The sequence below is a fragment of the Dactylosporangium sp. CS-033363 genome, from assembly GCF_050942475.1.
Classification (GTDB): domain Bacteria; phylum Actinomycetota; class Actinomycetes; order Mycobacteriales; family Micromonosporaceae; genus Dactylosporangium.
In genome coordinates this window covers 2144325-2162149 of the sequence record NZ_CP192032.1, presented here as the reverse complement: position 1 = coordinate 2162149, position 17825 = coordinate 2144325, and the positions used below count along the sequence as shown (strand labels likewise).

Annotated in this window: 16 protein-coding genes; 6 read left to right on the top strand and 10 right to left on the bottom strand. The window is 74.4% G+C overall.

Annotated features, from left to right (window positions below; genetic code table 11):
• Window positions 1-56: 56 nt before the first annotated feature.
• The 5 genes from ACQPZ4_RS09955 to ACQPZ4_RS09935 form a co-directional block, all read right to left on the bottom strand.
• On the bottom strand, window positions 57-746 hold the full coding sequence (locus ACQPZ4_RS09955; RefSeq protein ID WP_433058142.1) for an SRPBCC family protein: 690 nt from the start codon (window positions 744-746) through the stop codon (window positions 57-59).
• A 66-nt stretch (window positions 747-812) separates the two neighbouring features.
• Entirely contained in the window at window positions 813-1664 is an 852-nt protein-coding gene (locus ACQPZ4_RS09950) for an FAD binding domain-containing protein (RefSeq protein WP_433058141.1), read from the bottom strand.
• Window positions 1661-4015 carry a xanthine dehydrogenase family protein molybdopterin-binding subunit gene (locus ACQPZ4_RS09945; protein WP_433058139.1) on the bottom strand — a complete coding sequence of 785 codons (2355 nt, stop codon included), beginning with the start codon at window positions 4013-4015 and terminating at the stop codon, window positions 1661-1663. Before ACQPZ4_RS09945 ends, ACQPZ4_RS09950 begins: the two co-directional genes overlap by 4 nt.
• Window positions 4012-4500 (bottom strand): (2Fe-2S)-binding protein, encoded by a 489-nt coding sequence (locus ACQPZ4_RS09940; protein ID WP_433058137.1) that lies wholly within the window; start codon window positions 4498-4500, stop codon window positions 4012-4014. Before ACQPZ4_RS09940 ends, ACQPZ4_RS09945 begins: the two co-directional genes overlap by 4 nt.
• Before the next feature lie 149 nt (window positions 4501-4649).
• Complete coding sequence (locus ACQPZ4_RS09935; protein ID WP_433058136.1) at window positions 4650-4895, bottom strand: hypothetical protein; 246 nt, start codon at window positions 4893-4895, stop codon at window positions 4650-4652.
• 78 nt (window positions 4896-4973) lie between these two features.
• Between ACQPZ4_RS09935 and ACQPZ4_RS09930 the strand changes: the two genes are divergently transcribed.
• The 4 genes from ACQPZ4_RS09930 to ACQPZ4_RS09915 all read left to right on the top strand — a co-directional run bounded on the left by ACQPZ4_RS09930 (window position 4974) and on the right by ACQPZ4_RS09915 (window position 7935).
• Window positions 4974-5567 carry a hypothetical protein gene (locus ACQPZ4_RS09930; RefSeq protein WP_433058134.1) on the top strand — a complete coding sequence of 198 codons (594 nt, stop codon included), beginning with the start codon at window positions 4974-4976 and terminating at the stop codon, window positions 5565-5567.
• 41 nt (window positions 5568-5608) lie between these two features.
• A complete protein-coding gene (locus ACQPZ4_RS09925; RefSeq protein ID WP_433058132.1) occupies window positions 5609-6454 on the top strand; it encodes an alpha/beta fold hydrolase in 846 nt (281 codons plus the stop codon).
• A gap of 53 nt (window positions 6455-6507) precedes the next feature.
• Entirely contained in the window at window positions 6508-6891 is a 384-nt protein-coding gene (locus ACQPZ4_RS09920; RefSeq protein WP_433058131.1) for a MerR family transcriptional regulator, read from the top strand.
• 120 nt (window positions 6892-7011) lie between these two features.
• The gene (locus ACQPZ4_RS09915) at window positions 7012-7935 is read left to right on the top strand and encodes an NADP-dependent oxidoreductase (protein WP_433058129.1); all 924 of its coding nucleotides are present in this window, start codon (window positions 7012-7014) and stop codon (window positions 7933-7935) included.
• 2 nt (window positions 7936-7937) lie between these two features.
• Here the strand turns inward: ACQPZ4_RS09915 and ACQPZ4_RS09910 are convergent, their stop codons facing one another.
• The 3 genes from ACQPZ4_RS09910 to ACQPZ4_RS09900 form a co-directional block, all read right to left on the bottom strand.
• Entirely contained in the window at window positions 7938-9050 is a 1113-nt protein-coding gene (locus tag ACQPZ4_RS09910) for an XdhC family protein (RefSeq protein ID WP_433058127.1), read from the bottom strand.
• Window positions 9043-10083 (bottom strand): vWA domain-containing protein, encoded by a 1041-nt coding sequence (locus ACQPZ4_RS09905; protein WP_433058125.1) that lies wholly within the window; start codon window positions 10081-10083, stop codon window positions 9043-9045. Before ACQPZ4_RS09905 ends, ACQPZ4_RS09910 begins: the two co-directional genes overlap by 8 nt.
• Window positions 10084-10377: 294 nt before the next feature.
• Window positions 10378-11235: an AAA family ATPase gene (locus ACQPZ4_RS09900; protein WP_433058123.1), complete on the bottom strand. Its 858-nt coding sequence runs from the start codon at window positions 11233-11235 to the stop codon at window positions 10378-10380.
• A 587-nt stretch (window positions 11236-11822) separates the two neighbouring features.
• Here ACQPZ4_RS09900 and ACQPZ4_RS09895 point away from each other — a divergent pair.
• Entirely contained in the window at window positions 11823-14990 is a 3168-nt protein-coding gene (locus ACQPZ4_RS09895) for a hypothetical protein (RefSeq protein ID WP_433058121.1), read from the top strand.
• Here ACQPZ4_RS09895 and ACQPZ4_RS09890 read toward each other — a convergent pair.
• Entirely contained in the window at window positions 14987-15565 is a 579-nt protein-coding gene (locus tag ACQPZ4_RS09890) for a nucleotidyltransferase family protein (protein WP_433058119.1), read from the bottom strand. The genes ACQPZ4_RS09895 and ACQPZ4_RS09890 overlap by 4 nt on opposite strands.
• Before the next feature lie 39 nt (window positions 15566-15604).
• Here ACQPZ4_RS09890 and ACQPZ4_RS09885 point away from each other — a divergent pair, with 39 nt between their 5' ends.
• A complete protein-coding gene (locus ACQPZ4_RS09885) occupies window positions 15605-16102 on the top strand; it encodes an NUDIX domain-containing protein (protein ID WP_433058117.1) in 498 nt (165 codons plus the stop codon).
• Here the strand turns inward: ACQPZ4_RS09885 and ACQPZ4_RS09880 are convergent.
• Window positions 16084-17769 carry a bifunctional 3'-5' exonuclease/DNA polymerase gene (locus ACQPZ4_RS09880; RefSeq protein WP_433058116.1) on the bottom strand — a complete coding sequence of 562 codons (1686 nt, stop codon included), beginning with the start codon at window positions 17767-17769 and terminating at the stop codon, window positions 16084-16086. The genes ACQPZ4_RS09885 and ACQPZ4_RS09880 overlap by 19 nt on opposite strands.
• Window positions 17770-17825: the final 56 nt, after the last annotated feature.

Below are 17825 nucleotides of genomic sequence, written 5' to 3'. Positions count from 1 at the left end.
CGACAATTACTCAACGTCACCTTATCGGATGAACCGCGGGTCTGGATCAAGACCGCTCAGCGGCGGCGGATCCACCAGATGATGCCGAGGACCACCGCAAAGCTCGCGGCCGCGGTGACCACGTACGGCGCCGCGCGCCGCACCGCCGCGCCGACGCCCGACACGGCGAGCAGGTCGATCGGCTCCGCCTCGGGCTGCACCGGCGCCACCGGCTCGCCCGCGCGGGCCGCGTCGGTGGTGAGCAGCGCGGTGCCCTCGGGGGCCGGGGCCGTCTCGCTCGGCGCCTCGGCCGGCGCCTCGGCGTCGCCCGCCAGCTTGCCGGCCAGGCAGTCGGCGAACTGCCCGATCAGCCGGCCGCTGACGTCGCCGATGAGCCCGCGGCCGAACTGTGCGGCCTTGCCGGTGATGTCCAGGTCGGTCGAGACGTTCACCCGGGTGCCGTCGCCCTCGGTGACCAGCGCCGCGGTGACCGTCGCCCGGGCCGTGCCGCCGCCCCGGCTGTCGGCGCCGGACGCGTTGATGACGACCCGCCGGGCCTCCTCGTCGCGCTCGGCGATGCGCCCGTTGCCCTTGAAGGTCAGGCTGACCGGGCCGAGCTTGACCTTGACGGTGCCGGTGAAGTCGTCGCCCACGACCGAGGTCAGCGTCGCCCCGGGCATGCAGGGCGCGATCCGTTCGATGTCGAGCAGGACGCTCCACGCCTGCTCGACCGGGACGGGGACGGTGAAGGTGTTCTCCAGTTGCACGGGCCCCTACCTCCAAGAAGTAGGTGGCCCCGGCACAGGAGCCGGGGCCACCTGAACTGTTCCACCCTAGACGCCAAGTGCCTTGCACACGGCGCGGGTGGTGAGGACGCGGGCCAGTTCCCGGCGATAGTCGGCCGACGCGCTCAGGTCGTCGACCGGCGCGGTGCCGGCCGCCGCCTGCGCGCAGGCCTCGGCGATCGCCGCCGGGGTGGCCGCGGCGCCGGTCAGGGCCGCCTCGACCGCGCGGGCGCGGTGCGGCACCGGCCCGACGTTGGTCAGCGCGACCCGGGCCGCCGCGATGCCGCCGCCGTCCCGGCGCACGGCCGCCGCCACCCCCACGATCGCCCAGGACTGGGCGGTGCGGTGGAACTTCTCGTACTGCACGGCCCAGCCGGCGGTCGAGGGCAGGCGCACCTCGACCACGATCTCGTCCGGGGCGAGGGCGGTGGTGAACAGGTCGACCGCGAACTCGCCCGCCGGGACCGGCCGCCGCCCCGCCGGGCCCTGCACGACATAGGTCGCGTCGAGGGCCGCCGCCACGGCGGGCAGGTCGGCGGCCGGGTCGGCGTGCGCGAGCGAGCCGCCGATCGTGCCGCGGTGGCGCACCTGGCGGTCGCCGACGGTGGCGGCCGCCTCGGCCAGCAGCGGCGCGTGCTCGCGCACCAGGTCGGAGGCCGCGACTTCCGCATGGGTCGTCATGGCCCCGATCACGAGTTCGTTTCCCTCCACGTGTACTCCCCTGAGCCCCGAAATCGCCGCGAGGTCCACGAGCACCGTCGGCGCCGCGAGCCGCAGCCGCAGCACCGGCAGCAGCGACTGCCCGCCGGCCAGCAGCTTGCCCTCCTCGGCCGAGCCGAGCGCGGCGATCGCCTCCTCGACGGTCGACGCCCGCACGTAGTCGAACGGGACCGGGATCATGCCGCACCTCCTCGCTGCACGGCCCGCCACACGCGCTCGGGCGTGCACGGCATGGGGACGTCGGACACCCCGTACGGCCGCAGCGCGTCGACGATCGCGTTGACCACGGCCGGCGTGGCGGCGATCGCGCCCGCCTCGCCGACGCCCTTGACGCCGAGCGGGTTCGAGGTCGCCGGGGTCTCGGTCCGGTCGGACAGGATGGTCGGCAGATCGGCCGCCGTCGGGATCGTGTACTCCACGAACGACCCGGTCAGCAGGGTGCCGCCGGCGTCGTAGACGGCCTCCTCGTGCAGGGCCTGCGCGATGCCCTGCGCGACGCCGCCGTGCACCTGGCCCTCCACGATCAGCGGGTTGACCACGCGGCCGACGTCGTCGACGGCGACGTACCGGCGAATCGTGACCCGCCCGGTGAGCGTGTCGACCTCCGTCGCGCACAGGTGGGTGCCGTGCGGGAACGAGAACGTCTGCGGGTCGAAGGTGGCGTCGGCGTCCAGCGACGCCTCCACCCCGTCGGGCAGGTCGTGCGCCGCGAACACGGCGAACGCGCAGTCCCCGAGGGTCTTGGCGGCGTCGGGGGTACCGCGCACCCGGAACGCCCCCGCGCTGAACTCCACGTCGTCGGGGCTGCACTCGAGCATGTGGGCGGCGACCGTGCGCGCCTTGTCGCGGACCTTGCGGCACGCCTCGACGAGCGCGACGCCGCCGACCGCGAGGGAGCGGGAGCCGTACGTGTCCAGCCCCTTGTGCGAGGTGCGGGTGTCGCCGTGCAGCACCTCGACGTCGTCGAAGGCCACCCCGAGCTCGTCGGCGACGATCTGGCTCCACGCCGTGACGTGGCCCTGGCCGTGCGGGCTGGTGCCGGTCACCACCTCGACCTTGCCGGTCGGCAGGACACGCACGGAGGCGCTCTCCCAGCCGCCGGCCGCGTACCGCAGCGCGCCGAGGATCCGCGACGGCGCCAGGCCGCACATCTCGGTGTAGGTCAAAACCCCGAGCCCAAGCTGTACCGGATCCGCCGCTTCTCGCCTTTTCGCCTGCTCGGCGCGCAGCTCGTCGTAGCCGAACAGCTCCAGCGCCCGGTCCGTGGCCGCGTCGTAGTCGCCGGAGTCGTAGACCAGGCCGGCCACGGTCGTGAACGGGAACTCCTCGGCCTTGATCCAGTTGCGGCGGCGCACCTCGATCGGGTCCAGCCCCAGCTCGGCGGCGAGCTCGTCCATGGCCCGCTCGATCGCGTACGTCGCCTCGGGCCGCCCTGCCCCGCGGTACGCATCGGTGATCGTGGTGTTCGTGAAGACGCCCGTGCACTCGAAGCGGTAGGCGGGCACCTTGTAGATCGCGTTGTACATGAACGCGCCCAGGATCGGCACGCCCGGCCCGACCAGGCCGAGGTAGGCGCCCATGTTCGCGATGAGCTTCACGTCGATGCCGGTCAGCGTGCCGTCCCGCCGGGCCGTCAGCGTGATGTGCTGGATCTGGTCGCGGCCGTGGTGCGCGGAGAGCATCGTGTCGCCGCGCGTCTCCGTGTACTTGACCGGCTTGCCGATGCGTTGCGCGGCCAGGAAGGCGATCATCTCCTCCGGCGTGACCTGCAGCTTGCCGCCGAACCCGCCGCCCACGTCGGGCGCGATGACCCGGATCTTGTGCTCGGGCACGCCGGTGAGCAGGGCGTAGAAGACCCGCAGGATGTGCGGGATCTGGGTCGCCGACCAGATGGTGAAGTCGCCGGCGCCCGGGTCCACCACGACGCTGCGCGGCTCCATGAAGGCCGGGATCAGGCGCTGCTGCACGTAGCGGCGCTCGATGCGCACCTCGCCCTCGGCGTCCGCCACGCTGGTGCCGGTGCCCGCGTCGGCCGAATCGAAGATCCACGTGTACGAGCGGTTGGTGCCCTTGTCCGGGTGGACAAGTCCTTGGTTTTCAAATGCTTTGTCAAGATCGAGTACCGGATCCAGGGGCTCGTAGTCGACCTCGATCGCCTCCAGCGCGTCGATCGCGCTCGCCGCGTCCCGGGCGGCGACGACCGCGACGGCCTCGCCGTGGTGGCGCACGAAGTCCACCGCCAGCGGCGGCCGGACCGGGTGCACGATGTCCTCGGTGACCGGCCACGCGCACGGCAGGCTGCCCTGCACGTCGGCGACGTCGGCCCCGCTGAACGCGGCCACCACGCCGGGCGCGCGCAGGGCGGCCGAGACGTCGACGCGCGCGATCCGGGCCGAGGCGTGCGGGCTGCGCAGGATCGCCAGGTGCAGCATCCCGGGCAGGGCGATGTTGTCGGTCCAGCGCGTCCGCCCGGTGATCAGCCGCGCGTCCTCCTTGCGCCGCCGGGCCGTTCCGACCTCCGTGGTGCTCATGCGGGCACCACCTCACGCAGGCTCTTCGCCGCCTTCTGCACGGCACGGACGATGTTCTGGTACCCCGTGCAGCGGCAGAGGTTCCCGGAGAGCCCCTCGCGGATCTCCTCCTCGGACGGGTCGTCGTTGTCGCGCAGCAGGTCCACGGCGGACATGATCATGCCGGGGGTGCAGTAGCCGCACTGGAGCGCGTGCAGCTCGTGGAAGGCCTGCTGTACCGCGTGCAGCTCGCCCCCGGGACCGGCCAGCCCCTCGATCGTGGTGACGCCGGCCCCGTCGGCCTGCACGGCGAGCACGGAGCAGCTCTTGACGCTCTGCGGCGCCTCGCCGGCACCACCCATCAGCACGGTGCACGAGCCGCAGTTGCTGGTATCGCATCCGACGACCGTGCCAACCTTGCCGAGCCGCTCGCGAAGATGCTGGACGAGGAGGGTTCGCGGCTCGACATCATCGACGTAGCGGCTGCCGTCGACGTCAACACTCACGCGAACACGTTGGCCAGAGGACATGCTGCCTCCCGCTCTGGGGTGCCGAACGGCCCCGTCACGCGGCGGACGCAACACGGGCCACTGCCTGATCAGCAGACCGCACCCACGAAGATCAAAGCAAGGGGTTGTTTCGTCAGTACTGCTCGTCAGTGCTCCGCAGCCGGCACGGTCAGCGGGCGCTCCACGGCGTCGAGTGCGGCCAGCGCCTCCAGCTCGGCGCGGTAGCCGGCGCGGTCCAGGTCGCCCGTGAACAGGCGGATGGTGGCCAGGCGCTCGGCCGTGGCCCGGCGGCGCTGGGGGCGGCCGGACTCGGCGGCCTTGTACAGGTGACGGCCGATCAGCACTACGTAGACGCCGGCGATCGCCGCCGCGGCGCACATCGTCGCGAGCATTCGCAGGATGCTACGTGGCTGTTCCGCTGGGCGGACCATCCTCCCAGCCGTATTTTTTCGGCTGCGATGCTGACAACCGTGGAGAGCGCAGGGTATCGGCGGTCGGCCGGGACGTCACGGGGCGAGGCGCGCAGGCAGGAACTGCTGGAGGCGGTCGTCGAGGACCTGGCCGCGAACGGGCTCGTGGACTTCTCGCTGCGCCGGGCCGCGCGGGCGGCCGGGGCGACGCACAAGGTGCTGCTGTACCACTTCGCGGGCGTCGACGACCTGCTCGTCCAGGCGGTCGACCGGCTGCGGGAGCGGCGGATCGACACGTCGCTCGCGGTGGCGGGCTCGGGGACGCTGGCGTCGCGGGTCGCCGCACTGTGGCCGGTACTGACCGATCCGCGCTTCGGGCACCGCGTGCTGGAGCAGTCGACCGGGCTGGCCATGTACGACCCCACCCGGTACGCGAAGTTCGGGCGGGAGGCCACCGACCGGTACCTCCCCGCGCTGCTCTCGCTGTGCCCGCCGGACTGGGCGGCCGAACGCAGGGCCGAGGTGGCCGAGATGGTCCTCGCGACGCTGCGCGGGCTGCTGCTCGACCGGGTCACCGGCGGCGACGAGGAGGGCATCGCCGCCGGGCTGCGGGCGCTGCTGCGGGCCCTCGAGCGCGAGGAGCAGTCGGGCTGAGGGTCTGGCGCCGAATGCGAACCACGTGGTTCACTTTTGGCATGACATCGGTCGAGCTCGGGGTGGGGACCGTCGAGTACCGGGACACCGGGGGCGACGGGCCGGTCATGGTGCTGCTGCACGGCCTGCTGATGGACGCGTCGCTGTGGGACGCGGTGGTGCCGCTCGTGGTGGCGGGCGGGTTCCGCGTCGTCGCGCCGACGCTGCCGCTGGGGGCGCACCGGCATGCGGTACGCGCGGACGCCGATCTGTCGCTGCCGGGACAGGCCGCGATCGTCGGGGAGCTGCTGGAGCGGCTCGACCTGCACGGCGTGACGCTGGTCGGCAACGACACGGGCGGCGCGGTGGCGCAGCTGGCCGCCGGGCACCCGCGGGTGGGGCGGCTGGTGCTGGTGTCCTGCGAGGCGTTCGACAACCTGCCGCCGGGCCTGACGGGCCGCGCGGTCGCGCTGCTGGGCCGGCTGCCGGCCGGGCTGTTCCGGGCGTTCATGCAGCAGATGCGGCTGCGCCCGATGCGCCGGCTGCCGATCGCGTTCGGCTGGCTGACCCGGTGCGGCGACGCCGTGACGCGCGGCTGGATGGAGCCGCTGCTGTCCACGCCGGGGATTGCGGCGGATACGGTACGGGTGCTGCGCTCGATCTTCCGCGATCGCTCGGTGCTCGTGCGGGCGGCTTCGGAGCTGCGCGGGTACGACAGGCCGGCTCTGGTGGTTTGGGCGGCGCAGGATCGCGTGATGCCGCCGGAGCACGGGCGGCGGCTCGCGGAGCTGTTGCCGCAGGGGCGGCTGGTCGAGGTGGCGGACACGGACACGCTGATCCCGCTGGATCAGCCGGGGCGCCTGGCCGAGCTGTTGACGACCGACTTTTCTGTCGTACCCGCAGACTAGGCTGCGTTTCACAAGTTCTGAGCCCTTGATCATGCGCGCGTAGGCTTTCAGGAATGCGGATCGGCGAGTTGTCCAAGCGCACGGGCGTGAGTCCGCGGTCCCTGCGGTACTACGAGGATCAGGGCCTGCTGGCCAGTGCGCGCTCCGATGCCGGGCAGCGGCACTATTCCGATGCCGACGTCAAGCGCGTGGCGTTGATCCGGCAGCTGTTCGACGCGGGCATGTCCAGCCGGGTGATCGCGTCTGTGCTGCCATGCGTGGACACTCCGACCGACCCGGCGATCACCGAGTCGGCCTTCGTCACAATGACGCACGAGCGCGAGCGGATCGACGCCGACATCGCGCACCTGCTCCAGACCCGGGATGCACTCGATGTACTGATCGGGATCAACCGTAGGTACTGGGCGGAGCTGACCTCGGCCCCGGTCCCGGGGTGACACCGCAGGCCCGACGTTGTGACTCGCGCCTCAGCCGGTTGCCCTTCACACCGATGTCAGCGGTGAGCATGGCCTTGGAGCCCGGAACGACCGGGCCGGTCATGCAGGAGGCGGCAGAACATGGGACAGGCGTGGGGTTTCGGCAGGTTTGGCGGGCCCGAGGTACAGGAGTTCTTTGATCGTCCCGACCCGGTCCCCGGCCACGGCGAGGTGCTGATTCGGGTCGACATCGCCGGCGTGAACCCGATGGACCACGTTCTGCGCTCGACCCCGATCCCCGGGCTCGACAGCGGGCGTCCGTTTCCCCGGGTTCTGGGCATGGAGGCAGCCGGAACCGTTCTCGCCCTGGGCGAGGGCGTCGATGGGCTCGCGGTGGGTGACCTGGTCTTCGGCTTCGCCCTCACCGGTGGCGGGACCTACGCCGAGACGACGGTGCTGTCCGCACTGAACACGGCTCGCATCCCGGTAGGCCTGTCCGCGACGGTGGCGGCAACGTTGCCGGTGGCCGGAACAACCGCGGTGGACGCGCTCGACCAGCTCGGCCTCCCACCCGGCGCCACTGTCATGGTCAACGGGGTCGGGGGCGGGGTGGGGCTCCTGGTCGCCCGGTTGGCCGTCCAGCGCGAGCTGCGGGTGGTCGGCACCGGGAGCAGCACCAAGCGCGAGCCCGCCGAGGCTATCGGGGTGCGGTTCATCGACTACACCGCCGGGGGCGTGGCCACCGCGGCCCGCGAGCTGGTTCCGGAGGACTTCGACGGGATCGTCGACCTGGTCGGAGGCGCCTCGCTGCGGACGGTCGCCCCACTGGCCAAGGATCCCCGCAACGTCATCGCCGTGAGTGACACGTCGGTGTCCGACATCGGTGGGCGATTCGTCGAACGTCGCCTCGACCGCGAGAATCTGGAGCGGGCCGCCCGCCTGGCCCTCGACGGAGTCCTCACACCCGCGATCACTGCGATGCATCCACTCGCCGGCGCTCCGGCCGCCCTCGCCGCCGTCGAGAACGGTCACGTTTCGGGCAAGGTTGTAATCAAGGTGGCATGAGATCAGTCGTGGTGGATCCGGCCCGCGGTGGTGGTGAGGCGCGCTCCCCCGCCACCCCAGCGGCCGGCGATGATCTCGGCGGCGATGCTGACCGCGGTCTCCTCCGGGGTGCGCGCGCCCAGGTCGAGGCCGATCGGCGAGGACAGGCGGGCCAGCTCGGTCGCGGTCACCCCGGCCTCGCGCAGGCGGTCCATGCGGTCGTCGTGGGTGCGGCGGGAACCCATCGCGCCCACGTACGCGAACTCGCGGCTCAGCGCGACCTGCAGCACCGGCACGTCGAACTTCGGGTCGTGGGTGAGCACGCAGATGACCGTCCGGTCGTCGACGCGGCCGGCGTCGATCTCGCCCTGGAGGTACCGGTGCGGCCAATCGACGATCACCTCGTCGGCGCCCGGGAACCGCTTCGAGGTGGCGAAGACGGGGCGGGCGTCACAGACCGTCACGTGGTACCCGAGGAAGCCCCCGATCCGCGCGACCGACGCGGCGAAGTCGATGGCCCCGAACACGAGCATGCGCGCGGGCGGGGCGTACGAGGCCACGAACACCGTCAGCCCCTCGCCGCGCCGCTCCCCGCCGAGTCCGTAGTGCAGCGTGTCGGTACGCCCGGCCGCGAGCAGCCCGCGCGCGTCATCGGTCACCGCGGCGTCCAGCCGCGCCGAGCCCAGCGTCCCGTCCGCGTCGGTCGGCCACACCACCAGGCGCCGGCCGACGCTGTCCGCCGGACCCTCCACGATGGACACCACGGCGACCGGGTCGCGGCGGGCGATGGCCTGGGCGACGCGTTCCAGCTCCGGGAAGCTGGTCCGATCGACCGGCTCGACCAGCAGTTCGATGATCCCGCCGCAGGTGAGGCCGACCGCGAACGCGTCGTCGTCGCTGACGCCGTACCGCTCGACGACGGGCGCGCGGTTGCCGACCACTTCTTGGGCGAGCTCGTAGACGGCGCCCTCGACGCAGCCGCCGGAGACGCTGCCGACCGCGGTACCGTCGGGGCCGACCAGCATGGTGGCGCCGGGCGGGCGGGGCGAGCTGCGCCAGGTCCGCACCACGGTGGCCATGCCCACGGTCGCCCCGGAGCGCCACCAGCCGAGCAGATCGTCGATCACCTCACGCACGGCGCACCTCCAGGTTCCGGGCCACTTCGTCGAGCGCCGCGATCGTATGGCCCGCGACGAGGGCATCGACGTGCGGGAGGACCGCCGCCAGGCCGGCCGCCGACGGGGCGAAACCCGGGCGGCCGGCGTGCGGGCTCACCCAGATCACGCGCGCGGCCAGGCGGCGCAGGTGAGCGACCGTGTCCGCCAGGCGGGCGGCGTCGCCGGTCTCCCAGCCGTCGCTGAAGACGACCACGACCGCGCGGCGGGCGGCGCCGCGGTGGCCGTCGCCGCGGACGAAGGAGCCCATCGTGTCGGCCAGCCGGGTGCCGCCGCGCCAGTCCGGGATCGCCTGGCCGGCCACGCGCAGGGCGGTCTCCGGGTCGCGGGTGCGCAGGGCCGTGGTGAGCGGCGTCAGGCGGGTGCCGAGCGCGTACGCCGTCGTCCACCGTGGACAGTTGCGGACCAGGGCGTGCGCGAAGCGGAGCAGCGCGTCGGCGTACGGCGACATCGAGCCCGACACGTCCAACAGCAGCACCAGCCGCCGGGGCCGCGGCCGGCGGGTCTTGCGCAGCAGCGCATCGGGGCCGCGCAGCAGCCCGCGCACGGTGCGGCGGCGGTCGACGACACCACGGGAGGCCGGCCGGTACCGGCGGCCCGCCCGCATCGGGTGCGCCCGCGCGGTGAGCTCCAGGAGCCGGCCCGCCTCGGCGCGCTCGACCGCGGAGAGGGTCGCGAGGTCGCGGTGGCGCAGGACCTCCTCGGCACTCGCGCGCACGGCCAGCCCCGGGTCACCCTCGCTGGTCGGCGCCTCGGGCGGCATCGTGGCCCGGAACAGCGACCGCTCGGGCAGCCGCCGGACCTGCCACGGCGTGCCCCGCGGCGAGGGCTCGCGCTGCTGACCGAGGAAGGCGGCGTCGTACCGCGCGATGTCCTCCGGCGAGCCGCACAGCGTGAGGCGGCCGACCCAGTACGCGTGCTCGACGCCCACCGCATCGAGCGCGGTCAGGAAGGCCAGCCGCCGATCCAACGCGACGCGGTCAGGCGAGAACATCGGCACCTCGCACGCAGGCCGGCCACCGGTCCAGCGCCACCCGGTCAGGCGCGACATCCGCGCCGGTTCGTGCGTGCGTCGCTCCACGCCGTCTGGCAGCGACTCGCAGCAGGGCGAGCCGCCGATCCAGCGTGACGCGGTCAGGCGAGAACATCGGCACCTCGCACGCAGGCCGGCCAGCGGTCCAGCGCCACCCGGTCAGGCGCGACATCCGCGCCGGTTCGTGCGTGCGTCGCTCCACGCCGTCTGGCAGCGACTCGCAGCAGGGCGAGCCGCCGGTCCAGCGCGACGCGGTCAGGCGAGAACATCGGCGCTCCGGACGAGTTCGATGTCCTCGCGGACCTTCAGCACGACGCCCAGGGTGTCCAGGCCCGGCGCGGTCAGGCCCAGGGCGCGCAGGGCGGCCGCCCAGTCGATCGCCTCGGCCACGCCCGGCGGCTTGACCAGGTCGAGGGTGCGCAGCGTGGCGGTGGCGGCGGCGACCCGGGCGGCGAGGCGCTCCTCGATGCCGGGGAGGCGGGTCCGCAGGATGGCGGCCTCGCGCTCGGGGGTGGGGTGCGCGACCCAGTGGTACAGGCAGCGGCGCTTCAGGGCGTCGTGCACCTCGCGCGTGCGGTTGCTCGTGACCACCACGACCGGCGGGACCTCGGCCACGATCCGGCCGAGTTCGGGGACGGTCACCGCGGCGTCGGCGAGCAGTTCGAGCAGGTAGGCCTCGAACTCGTCGTCGGCCCGGTCGATCTCGTCGACCAGCAGTACGCACGGGGCGCGCTCGACGGCCTGCAGGAGGGGGCGGGCGAGGAGGAAGCGGCGGGAGTACAGGCCGGATTCGAGCTCCTCGGCCGAGACCTGCCCGCCTGCCGCCGCCTCCACGGCGCGCAGGTGCAGCACCTGGCGGGGGAAGTCCCAGTCATAGAGCGCCTGCGCGGCGTCCAGGCCCTCGTAGCACTGCAGGCGGATGAGCTCGACGCCGGCCGCGTCGGCCAGGGCGCCGGCGAACGCGGTCTTGCCCACCCCGGCGTCACCCTCCAGGAAGATCGGCCGGTGCAGGCGCAGCGCGAGGAAGCCCGCCATCGCGAGCCCCTCGTCGGCGAGGTAGCCCACGTCGGCCAGGCGCGCCGCGAGAGCGGCCGGCGACGCGAAGTCCGGCACGCCCCCAACTATGCGCCACGACCCGTGCCTTCCACGAGAGCTTCGGCGGCCGGAAATACGCTGCCCGGCCGATGCCCACGGCGCCATCACGCGGCGCGACCGACGCCCGCCGCACCATCACAACGGCGTGCCCGACGCCCGCGGCGCCATCCCGACGGCGTGCCCGACGCCCGCGCCGCCATCCCGACGGCGTGATGACGCGGCTCGCCGGTGGCGTGCCAATGGCCGCCCACGAGAGCGTCCGGCCCCACGAGCGCCTCGGCAGGCCGAAAGCGCCCTGCGCACGCGACGCCCGCAGCGCCATCATGCGGCGCGACCGACGCCCGCCGCACCATCACAACGGCGCGACCGACGCCCGCGGCGCCATCCCGACGGCGTGATGACGCGGCTCGCCGGTGGGGGGCCAATGGCCGCCCACGAGAGCGTCCGGTGCAAACGGCCGCCCGCGAGAGCGTCCGGCTCCGCGAGTGCTTCGGCCGGTCGATGTGGCCTGCTGCCGATCCCCGCGAAAACGTCCGGCGCCCCGAGAGCGTCGGCGGGCGGAAAATGCGCTGCGCGGTCGATGCCCGCGGCGCCATCATGGCGGCGTGACGACTCGGCTTGCGGGTGGGGTGCTGCCGGCCGCCCGCGAGGGCGTCTGGCCCCTGGGTGACGTCGCAGGTCCCGGGCGGCCGGTCGCGGTCGGGCCCGTGGACGCCTCCGAGGAGCAGGTCAATGCCGCGCTCGATCGGCTCAAGTGGCTTGTCGCGCGGGCCGGGGTGGTGGCCGCCGACGCCGGGGTCGAGCTCGGGGGCGGGTTCCGCTCGGCCCGGATCGAGGGCGGGGCCGGCAATCGGCGGGACGGGATGCTCGCGGCGCTCGGGGTGGTCGGGGCCGAGGCGCTCGGGTCGCCGGCGGCGATCTCGGTGGCGCTGTTCGGGATCGAGGCGACCAAGCCGCTCGGGGCCGCCGCGACCGCGGCCGTCGTGGCCGGGCGGTGGTCGGCGCTGCGGCTCGCGGTCGCGGCGGCCGAGCTGCTCGGGCCCGAGCAGCTGGTCGAACTGCTGCAGCTGGACGGGGCCGACCCGTTCCCGGACGGGCTGCCGTCCGTGGTCGGGGCGCACCTGCGGCAGGTCCTGGAGCCGCTCCCCCGCGCCCGGCGGGCCGTGCTGCTCGGCGATCTCTGGGCGCGGGTCGAAGAGCATCGGGAGATGTTGCGGCGGCGGGAGCGGCGGCGGGGCACGCAGGCCAAGGTGGATCGGCTCCGGGATCTGGAGAGGCGGTTCGACCGGTACGACGATGACGAGATCGTCCTCGCCGTCCGCCGGACCATCGGGCAGGAGCCGACGCTCGCCCAGGCCGCGCGTTGGCAGCGGCCCTCGTGGTACCGGCGGCAGGTCGCCGACGGCGCGCTGGAGGACTGCCTGGCGGCCACCCTGCTGCTGCGGCTCGCCGTCAGTGTCGCCGACCACGGGGTCGCCGCGGCGCTGGAGCTGCACCGGGACGAGATCGTCACCGAGGCCGCGCGGATGAATGGCGAGCAGGCCGGTCGAGCCGCGAAACACGTGCCCGGCTTCACGGGGCTGCCCGCGCGGCCCGGGGTCATCCTGCGCGAGATCGAGCGGCACCTGCCCGCGCGGCCCGAGGCGATCCCGCGCGAAAACGAACAGCACCTGGCCGCGCAGCCCGAAGCGAACCAGCGCGAAAACGAACAGCACCTGGCCGCGCAGCCCGAAGCGAACCAGCGCGAAAACGAACAGCACCTGGCCGGGCACGCACGAGACGACGCCGGGCACGCACAAGACCGGGCCGGGCACGCACGAGACGATGCCGGGCGGGCGCGGGACGAGGCCGGGCGGGCGCGGGACGACGCCGGGCGGGCGCAAGACGACGCCGGGCACGCACGAGACCAGGCCGGGCGGGCGCGGGACGAGGCCGGGCGGGCGCGGGACGACGCCGGGCGGGCGCAAGACGACGCCGGGCGGGCGCGAGACGAGGCCGGGCGGGCGCGGGACGAAGCGTTCGTGCGGACCGCGGTCGCCAGCGCCGGGGTGTACGGCCGCCTGGCGTACGGCAACGCCTCCGGCCTGCTGGTCGAGATGATCGAGGTGCCCGACGCGCCCGGGCGGGAGGATGCGATCGCGTGGGCCGCGCAGCCCATGCAGCGGTGGCGGCCGGCGTCCGAGCGGGCGCGGTGGGAGCAGCCGCCGCTGTTCGAGCTGGAGCCGGGGCCGGAGCGCGTCGGGAACATGGTCTGGCTCGCGGACCTCGGCGACGCGCTCGCCCAGCTGTACTGGTGCGCGCCGGCGATCGTGGAGTACGGGCGGATCCCGGATGTCAACTGGAACCTGCCCGCGGACGAGGACTCGCCGCTCGCCCCGCGCTGGGACTCGATCGCGCTGGTCGCGGCCGGGACCGCTCAGCTCGCGGGGCTGGCCGGGGCCCGTCCGAGTCTCGCGAAGGCGAAGACCTGGCCGGAGCTGATCGCGGCGCTGCAGGCCGGCGCGGCCGTGACCGAGGCGCTCACCGGCGCGTTCCCGGTGCCCGAGGCCGTGCTGGCCACCGACGGCACGACGCTGCCGGGCGGGGACGAGGTGATCGAGATCGCGCGTACCCCGCGGCAGACCGCCGAGTGGGGCACGTTCATGGGCAACTGTATCGGCGGCTCGTGGTACACCGGCAATGCGCTGTCCGGAAAGGCATTCCTGGTCGCCCTGCGCGCCCCCGGCGGGCGGATCGTGGCCAACGCCGACATCCGCCCGAGCGCGCGCGGCTGGCGCATCTACGAGCTGCGCGGGCGGTTCAACCAGGACCCCGAGCCGGAGCTGACGGCGCGGGTGAAGGCGTGGCTGGCCGCGCTGGCCCCGCCGCCGGCCCTTCCGAACAGCACCATCCACGAACCGCGCGCCGAGCGGGCCCCGCGGCGCCCGCGCACCCCGGCGGCGCGGATCAGCCGCGAGCACGGCCCGGCGCTCGGCGAGCTGGCGGCCGCGGCGGTGCTGCAGCCCGGTACCGTCGCGGCAATCGACCTGCTCGGCCGGCTCCTGGGCACGCCGGAGATGACGGCGCTGCGCCGGGTCCCGCCGGGCGCGCTGACCCGGGCCCTGGCCACGGCGCTCGACGCCGACCGGCTCACCGCGGGCGAGGCCTGGCGAGCCGGCGGCACGCGGCCGATGAGCGCGGCCCTCACCGCGTACGCGCACCCCAACTCAGCAAGGGACGCGCGGCCGATGAGCGCGGCCCTCACCGCGTACGCGCACCCCAACTCAGCAAGGGATGCGCGGCCGATGAGTGCGGCGCTCGCCGGGTACGGGCACCCCGACCTGGCCCCGCTCGCGCTCGACGAGCCGCTGCCGGGCTCCCTGCGCACCGTGGCCCGGGCCCCCGGGATCGCCGAGGCGCGCACGACCGAGCTGGTCGCGCGGCGGATCCGGCGATCGCTGGGCGCGCTGCTGCGGGCGGACTCCCCCGTCCTGACCGCGCGCCGGCCGGACGGGCTCGACGAACCCATGCTGTGCGCGTGCACCCTGGCGGTGACCACGTGGGCCGGCCCGGGCGTGCCGGTCGCCGAGCCGCGCCGGGTCACCGTGCCCGGCTTCCCGGTCACCCGCCTCAACGAGGACCCCTGGGAGTCGGCCTGGCCGGACGCGACGGAACTGGGCGCCGACCGCGAGGCGTTCTGGGACCACGTCGCCGCCCACGGCCTGCTGGCCCCGGCCGGCTGGCTGGGCCCCTCGGGCTGGCCCGGCCTGTGGAACCAGGCCCACCGCACCTAGGACTCCGGCGGGAAGTCCAGGTCGGCGTCGTCGGCGATGTCCTCGCACGGCACGCCCTGCACCAGATCGGCGTGCGCGACGAGATAGGCCCGCGCCCCGACGTCCGCGGTCGCCAGGGTGGTGACACCGGCCCAGTGGTCGCGGCCCAGGATCACGGGATGCCCGCGCTTCCCCTTGTACGTCGCGGTCATCAGCGCCCCCGGCCCCTCCGGCGCGGCCGCGAGCAACCGCGCGACGGCGTCGGGCCCGATGCCCGGCGTGTCCACGAGCAGCACGGCGACGGCCGGCGCGTCGGACTCGGCCAGCGCGGCCAGGCCGGCCCGCAGCGACGAGCCCATCCCGCTCTTCCAGGTCGGGTTGTCCACCACGGTGACGTCACCGAGCGTGGCCTCGTCGCGGACGCGGCCCGACTCGGCGCCGAGGACGACCCAGATGCGTGTGCAGCCGCCGTCGCGGAGGGTGGCAACGGCGCGTTCGACCAGCAGGCGGCCGTCCTCGTGGCGCACGAGGGCCTTGGGTCCGCCGTACCGGCGGCCACCACCTGCGGCGAGTACGAGACCGGCAATCGCGCTCACCCGCGTCAGATTAGTACCCGCTCGGTAGGCTGCATGCTCATGGCCCTCCATGATCACTGTTCGTACTGCGGCGCCGCCTATGCGCAAGGGGCGCCCTGGCCGCGGGTCTGCGACGTCTGCGGCGAGACCACCTGGCGCAACCCGCTGCCGGTGGCGGTGACGCTGCTGCCGGTGGACACCGACGAGGGGCGGGGCATCGTGGTGGTGCGCCGCGACATCGAGCCCCGCCGCGGCGAGCTGGCCCTGCCCGGCGGCTTCATCGAGGTCGGCGAGACGTGGCAGGAGGCGGCCGTCCGCGAGCTGCGCGAGGAGACCACCATCCGCGCCGACGCGGCCGACGTGCGGCTCTTCGACGTGCACAGCGTGACGAGCGGGAATCTGATCGTTTTCGGGGTACTGCCGCCGCGTCCTTTCGTCGAGATCCCCGAATCCACCCGGACCGAGGAATCGCTCGGCTTCGAGCTCGCCCTCGGGCCGCAGGAGCTGTGTTTCCCCACGCACACCGACATGCTGAAGGCCTACTTCGCGTCGAAGTAGCGCTCCACGATCGACACGTCCAGCGGGAAGCGGACCTCGGTGTCGCCGAAGAGCAGCCGCCGGGCCTCGTCGCCGGCGGCGTGCACGGCGGCCGCGACGGCCTCGGCCTCGTCCTGCGGGCAGTGCACCATGACCTCGTCGTGCTGGAAGAACACCAGCTCGGCGCGGCGGCCGGCGAGGGCGGCGCGCAGGCGGGCCAGCAGCACCAGCGCCCACTCGGCTGCGGTGCCCTGGATGACGAAGTTGCGGGTGAACCGGCCGCGGGCCCGGCCCCTGGCGCCGCCGCGGGACTCGACCTCGGCGCCGGGCTCGTCGAAGCCCTCGCGCCAGGTGACGGACGAGGGCGGGCAGGTGCGCCCGAGCCAGGTGCGCACCAGTCCCCCGGCCTCGCCGGTGCGCGCGGCCTCCTCGACCAGGTCCCAGGCGTCGGGGTAGAAGCGGCGCAGCGCGGCGAGGGCGGGCGCGGCGTTGCCGCCGGTCTGGCCGTACATCGCGCCGAGCAGGGCGATCTTCGCCTTGGCCCGGTCGCCGCCGAACGCCTCGGCCGCCAGGGCCGCGTAGAGGTCCCCGGCCGCGCCCGCGCGGGCCAGCCGCCGGTCGCCGGAGACGGCGGCGAGCACCCGGGGTTCGAGCTGGCCCGCGTCGGCCACCACGAACGTCCAGCCGGGGTCGGCCACCACGGCCCGGCGCACCACCTTGGGGATCTGCAGGGCGCCGCCGCCGCGGGTGGCCCAGCGGCCGGAGACGACGCCGCCGGGGATGTACTCCGCGCGGAAGCGGCCGCCTTCGACCCACTGGTCCAGCCAGCTCCAGCCGTGCGCGGTCCAGAGCCGGTACAGCTCCTTGTACTCCAGCAGGATCGGCACGGCCGGGTGCTCGACGTGCTCCAGCTCCCACTTGCGGGTGCTGCGCAGCATGATGCCGACCCGGGCGAACGCGCGCAGCAGCTCGGACGGGGACTCGGGGTGCACCCGCTGGCCGAGGGCCTCGTTGAGCCGGACCCCGAGCTCGGCCAGGCGCGCGGGCGGGCCGCCGACCGGCGAGGGGGCGCCGAGCTGTTCGCGCAGCAGGGCGTCGTGGACGTCGGCGCGCCAGGGCAGGCCGGCCAGGCCCATCTCGACGGCGACCAGGGCGCCCGCGGACTCGGCGGCGATCAGGGTGCGCATCCCGCCGGCCCGTGGCGCGAGGGGGTGGGCGGACTCGAGCTCCGGCAGCGCTTCCACCCGCCGCCGCTGGGCGAGAAAAACCTTCAGAAGAGCATCCGACGGTACCGTTGCCGCATCGAACGCGTCGAAGAGTGAGTCCTGCGACAGGCCGGGCGGCTCGGCGGCCCGCGACGGCGGGTCTGGCGGCACCGGTCGGCCCTCCAGCCGGGCCAGGGCCGCGGGGAGCATGCGGGGCTGGCCCCAGGCGCCCTCCGCGCCGAGCAGCAGCGCCTCGGCGAGCTCCAGGTCGTGGCAGCGCTCGACGCGGACGCCGGCGCGCACGAGGCGCGGGTACAGCTCGGCGGTGGACGCCCAGAGCCAGCGGGGGCGATCGCGTGACTCGACTCGAGCGACCGCCCCCGCCAGGTCCTGGACGTGCTGCTCGTCGCCGGTTGGCGTGCCGTCGTCGGCCAGGGGCCGCAGGAGGCCGCCGGCGCCGGAGGGCGAAACCGCGATGAGCATGTAGGCATTACATCGCACGGCCCCGGTACTTCTCGTGGAAGCGCCGGGGCCGCGCG

Coding starts and splice junctions, on each gene's coding strand:
- ACQPZ4_RS09950 (WP_433058141.1), bottom strand. CDS start 1,664: ATGATCCCGGTCCCGTTCGACTACGTGCGGGCGTCGACCGTCGAGGAG.
- ACQPZ4_RS09945 (WP_433058139.1), bottom strand. CDS start 4,015: ATGAGCACCACGGAGGTCGGAACGGCCCGGCGGCGCAAGGAGGACGCG.
- ACQPZ4_RS09935 (WP_433058136.1), bottom strand. CDS start 4,895: ATGCTCGCGACGATGTGCGCCGCGGCGGCGATCGCCGGCGTCTACGTA.
- ACQPZ4_RS09925 (WP_433058132.1), top strand. CDS start 5,609: ATGACATCGGTCGAGCTCGGGGTGGGGACCGTCGAGTACCGGGACACC.
- ACQPZ4_RS09920 (WP_433058131.1), top strand. CDS start 6,508: ATGCGGATCGGCGAGTTGTCCAAGCGCACGGGCGTGAGTCCGCGGTCC.
- ACQPZ4_RS09915 (WP_433058129.1), top strand. CDS start 7,012: ATGGGACAGGCGTGGGGTTTCGGCAGGTTTGGCGGGCCCGAGGTACAG.
- ACQPZ4_RS09905 (WP_433058125.1), bottom strand. CDS start 10,083: ATGTTCTCGCCTGACCGCGTCGCGTTGGATCGGCGGCTGGCCTTCCTG.
- ACQPZ4_RS09885 (WP_433058117.1), top strand. CDS start 15,605: ATGGCCCTCCATGATCACTGTTCGTACTGCGGCGCCGCCTATGCGCAA.
- ACQPZ4_RS09880 (WP_433058116.1), bottom strand. CDS start 17,769: ATGCTCATCGCGGTTTCGCCCTCCGGCGCCGGCGGCCTCCTGCGGCCC.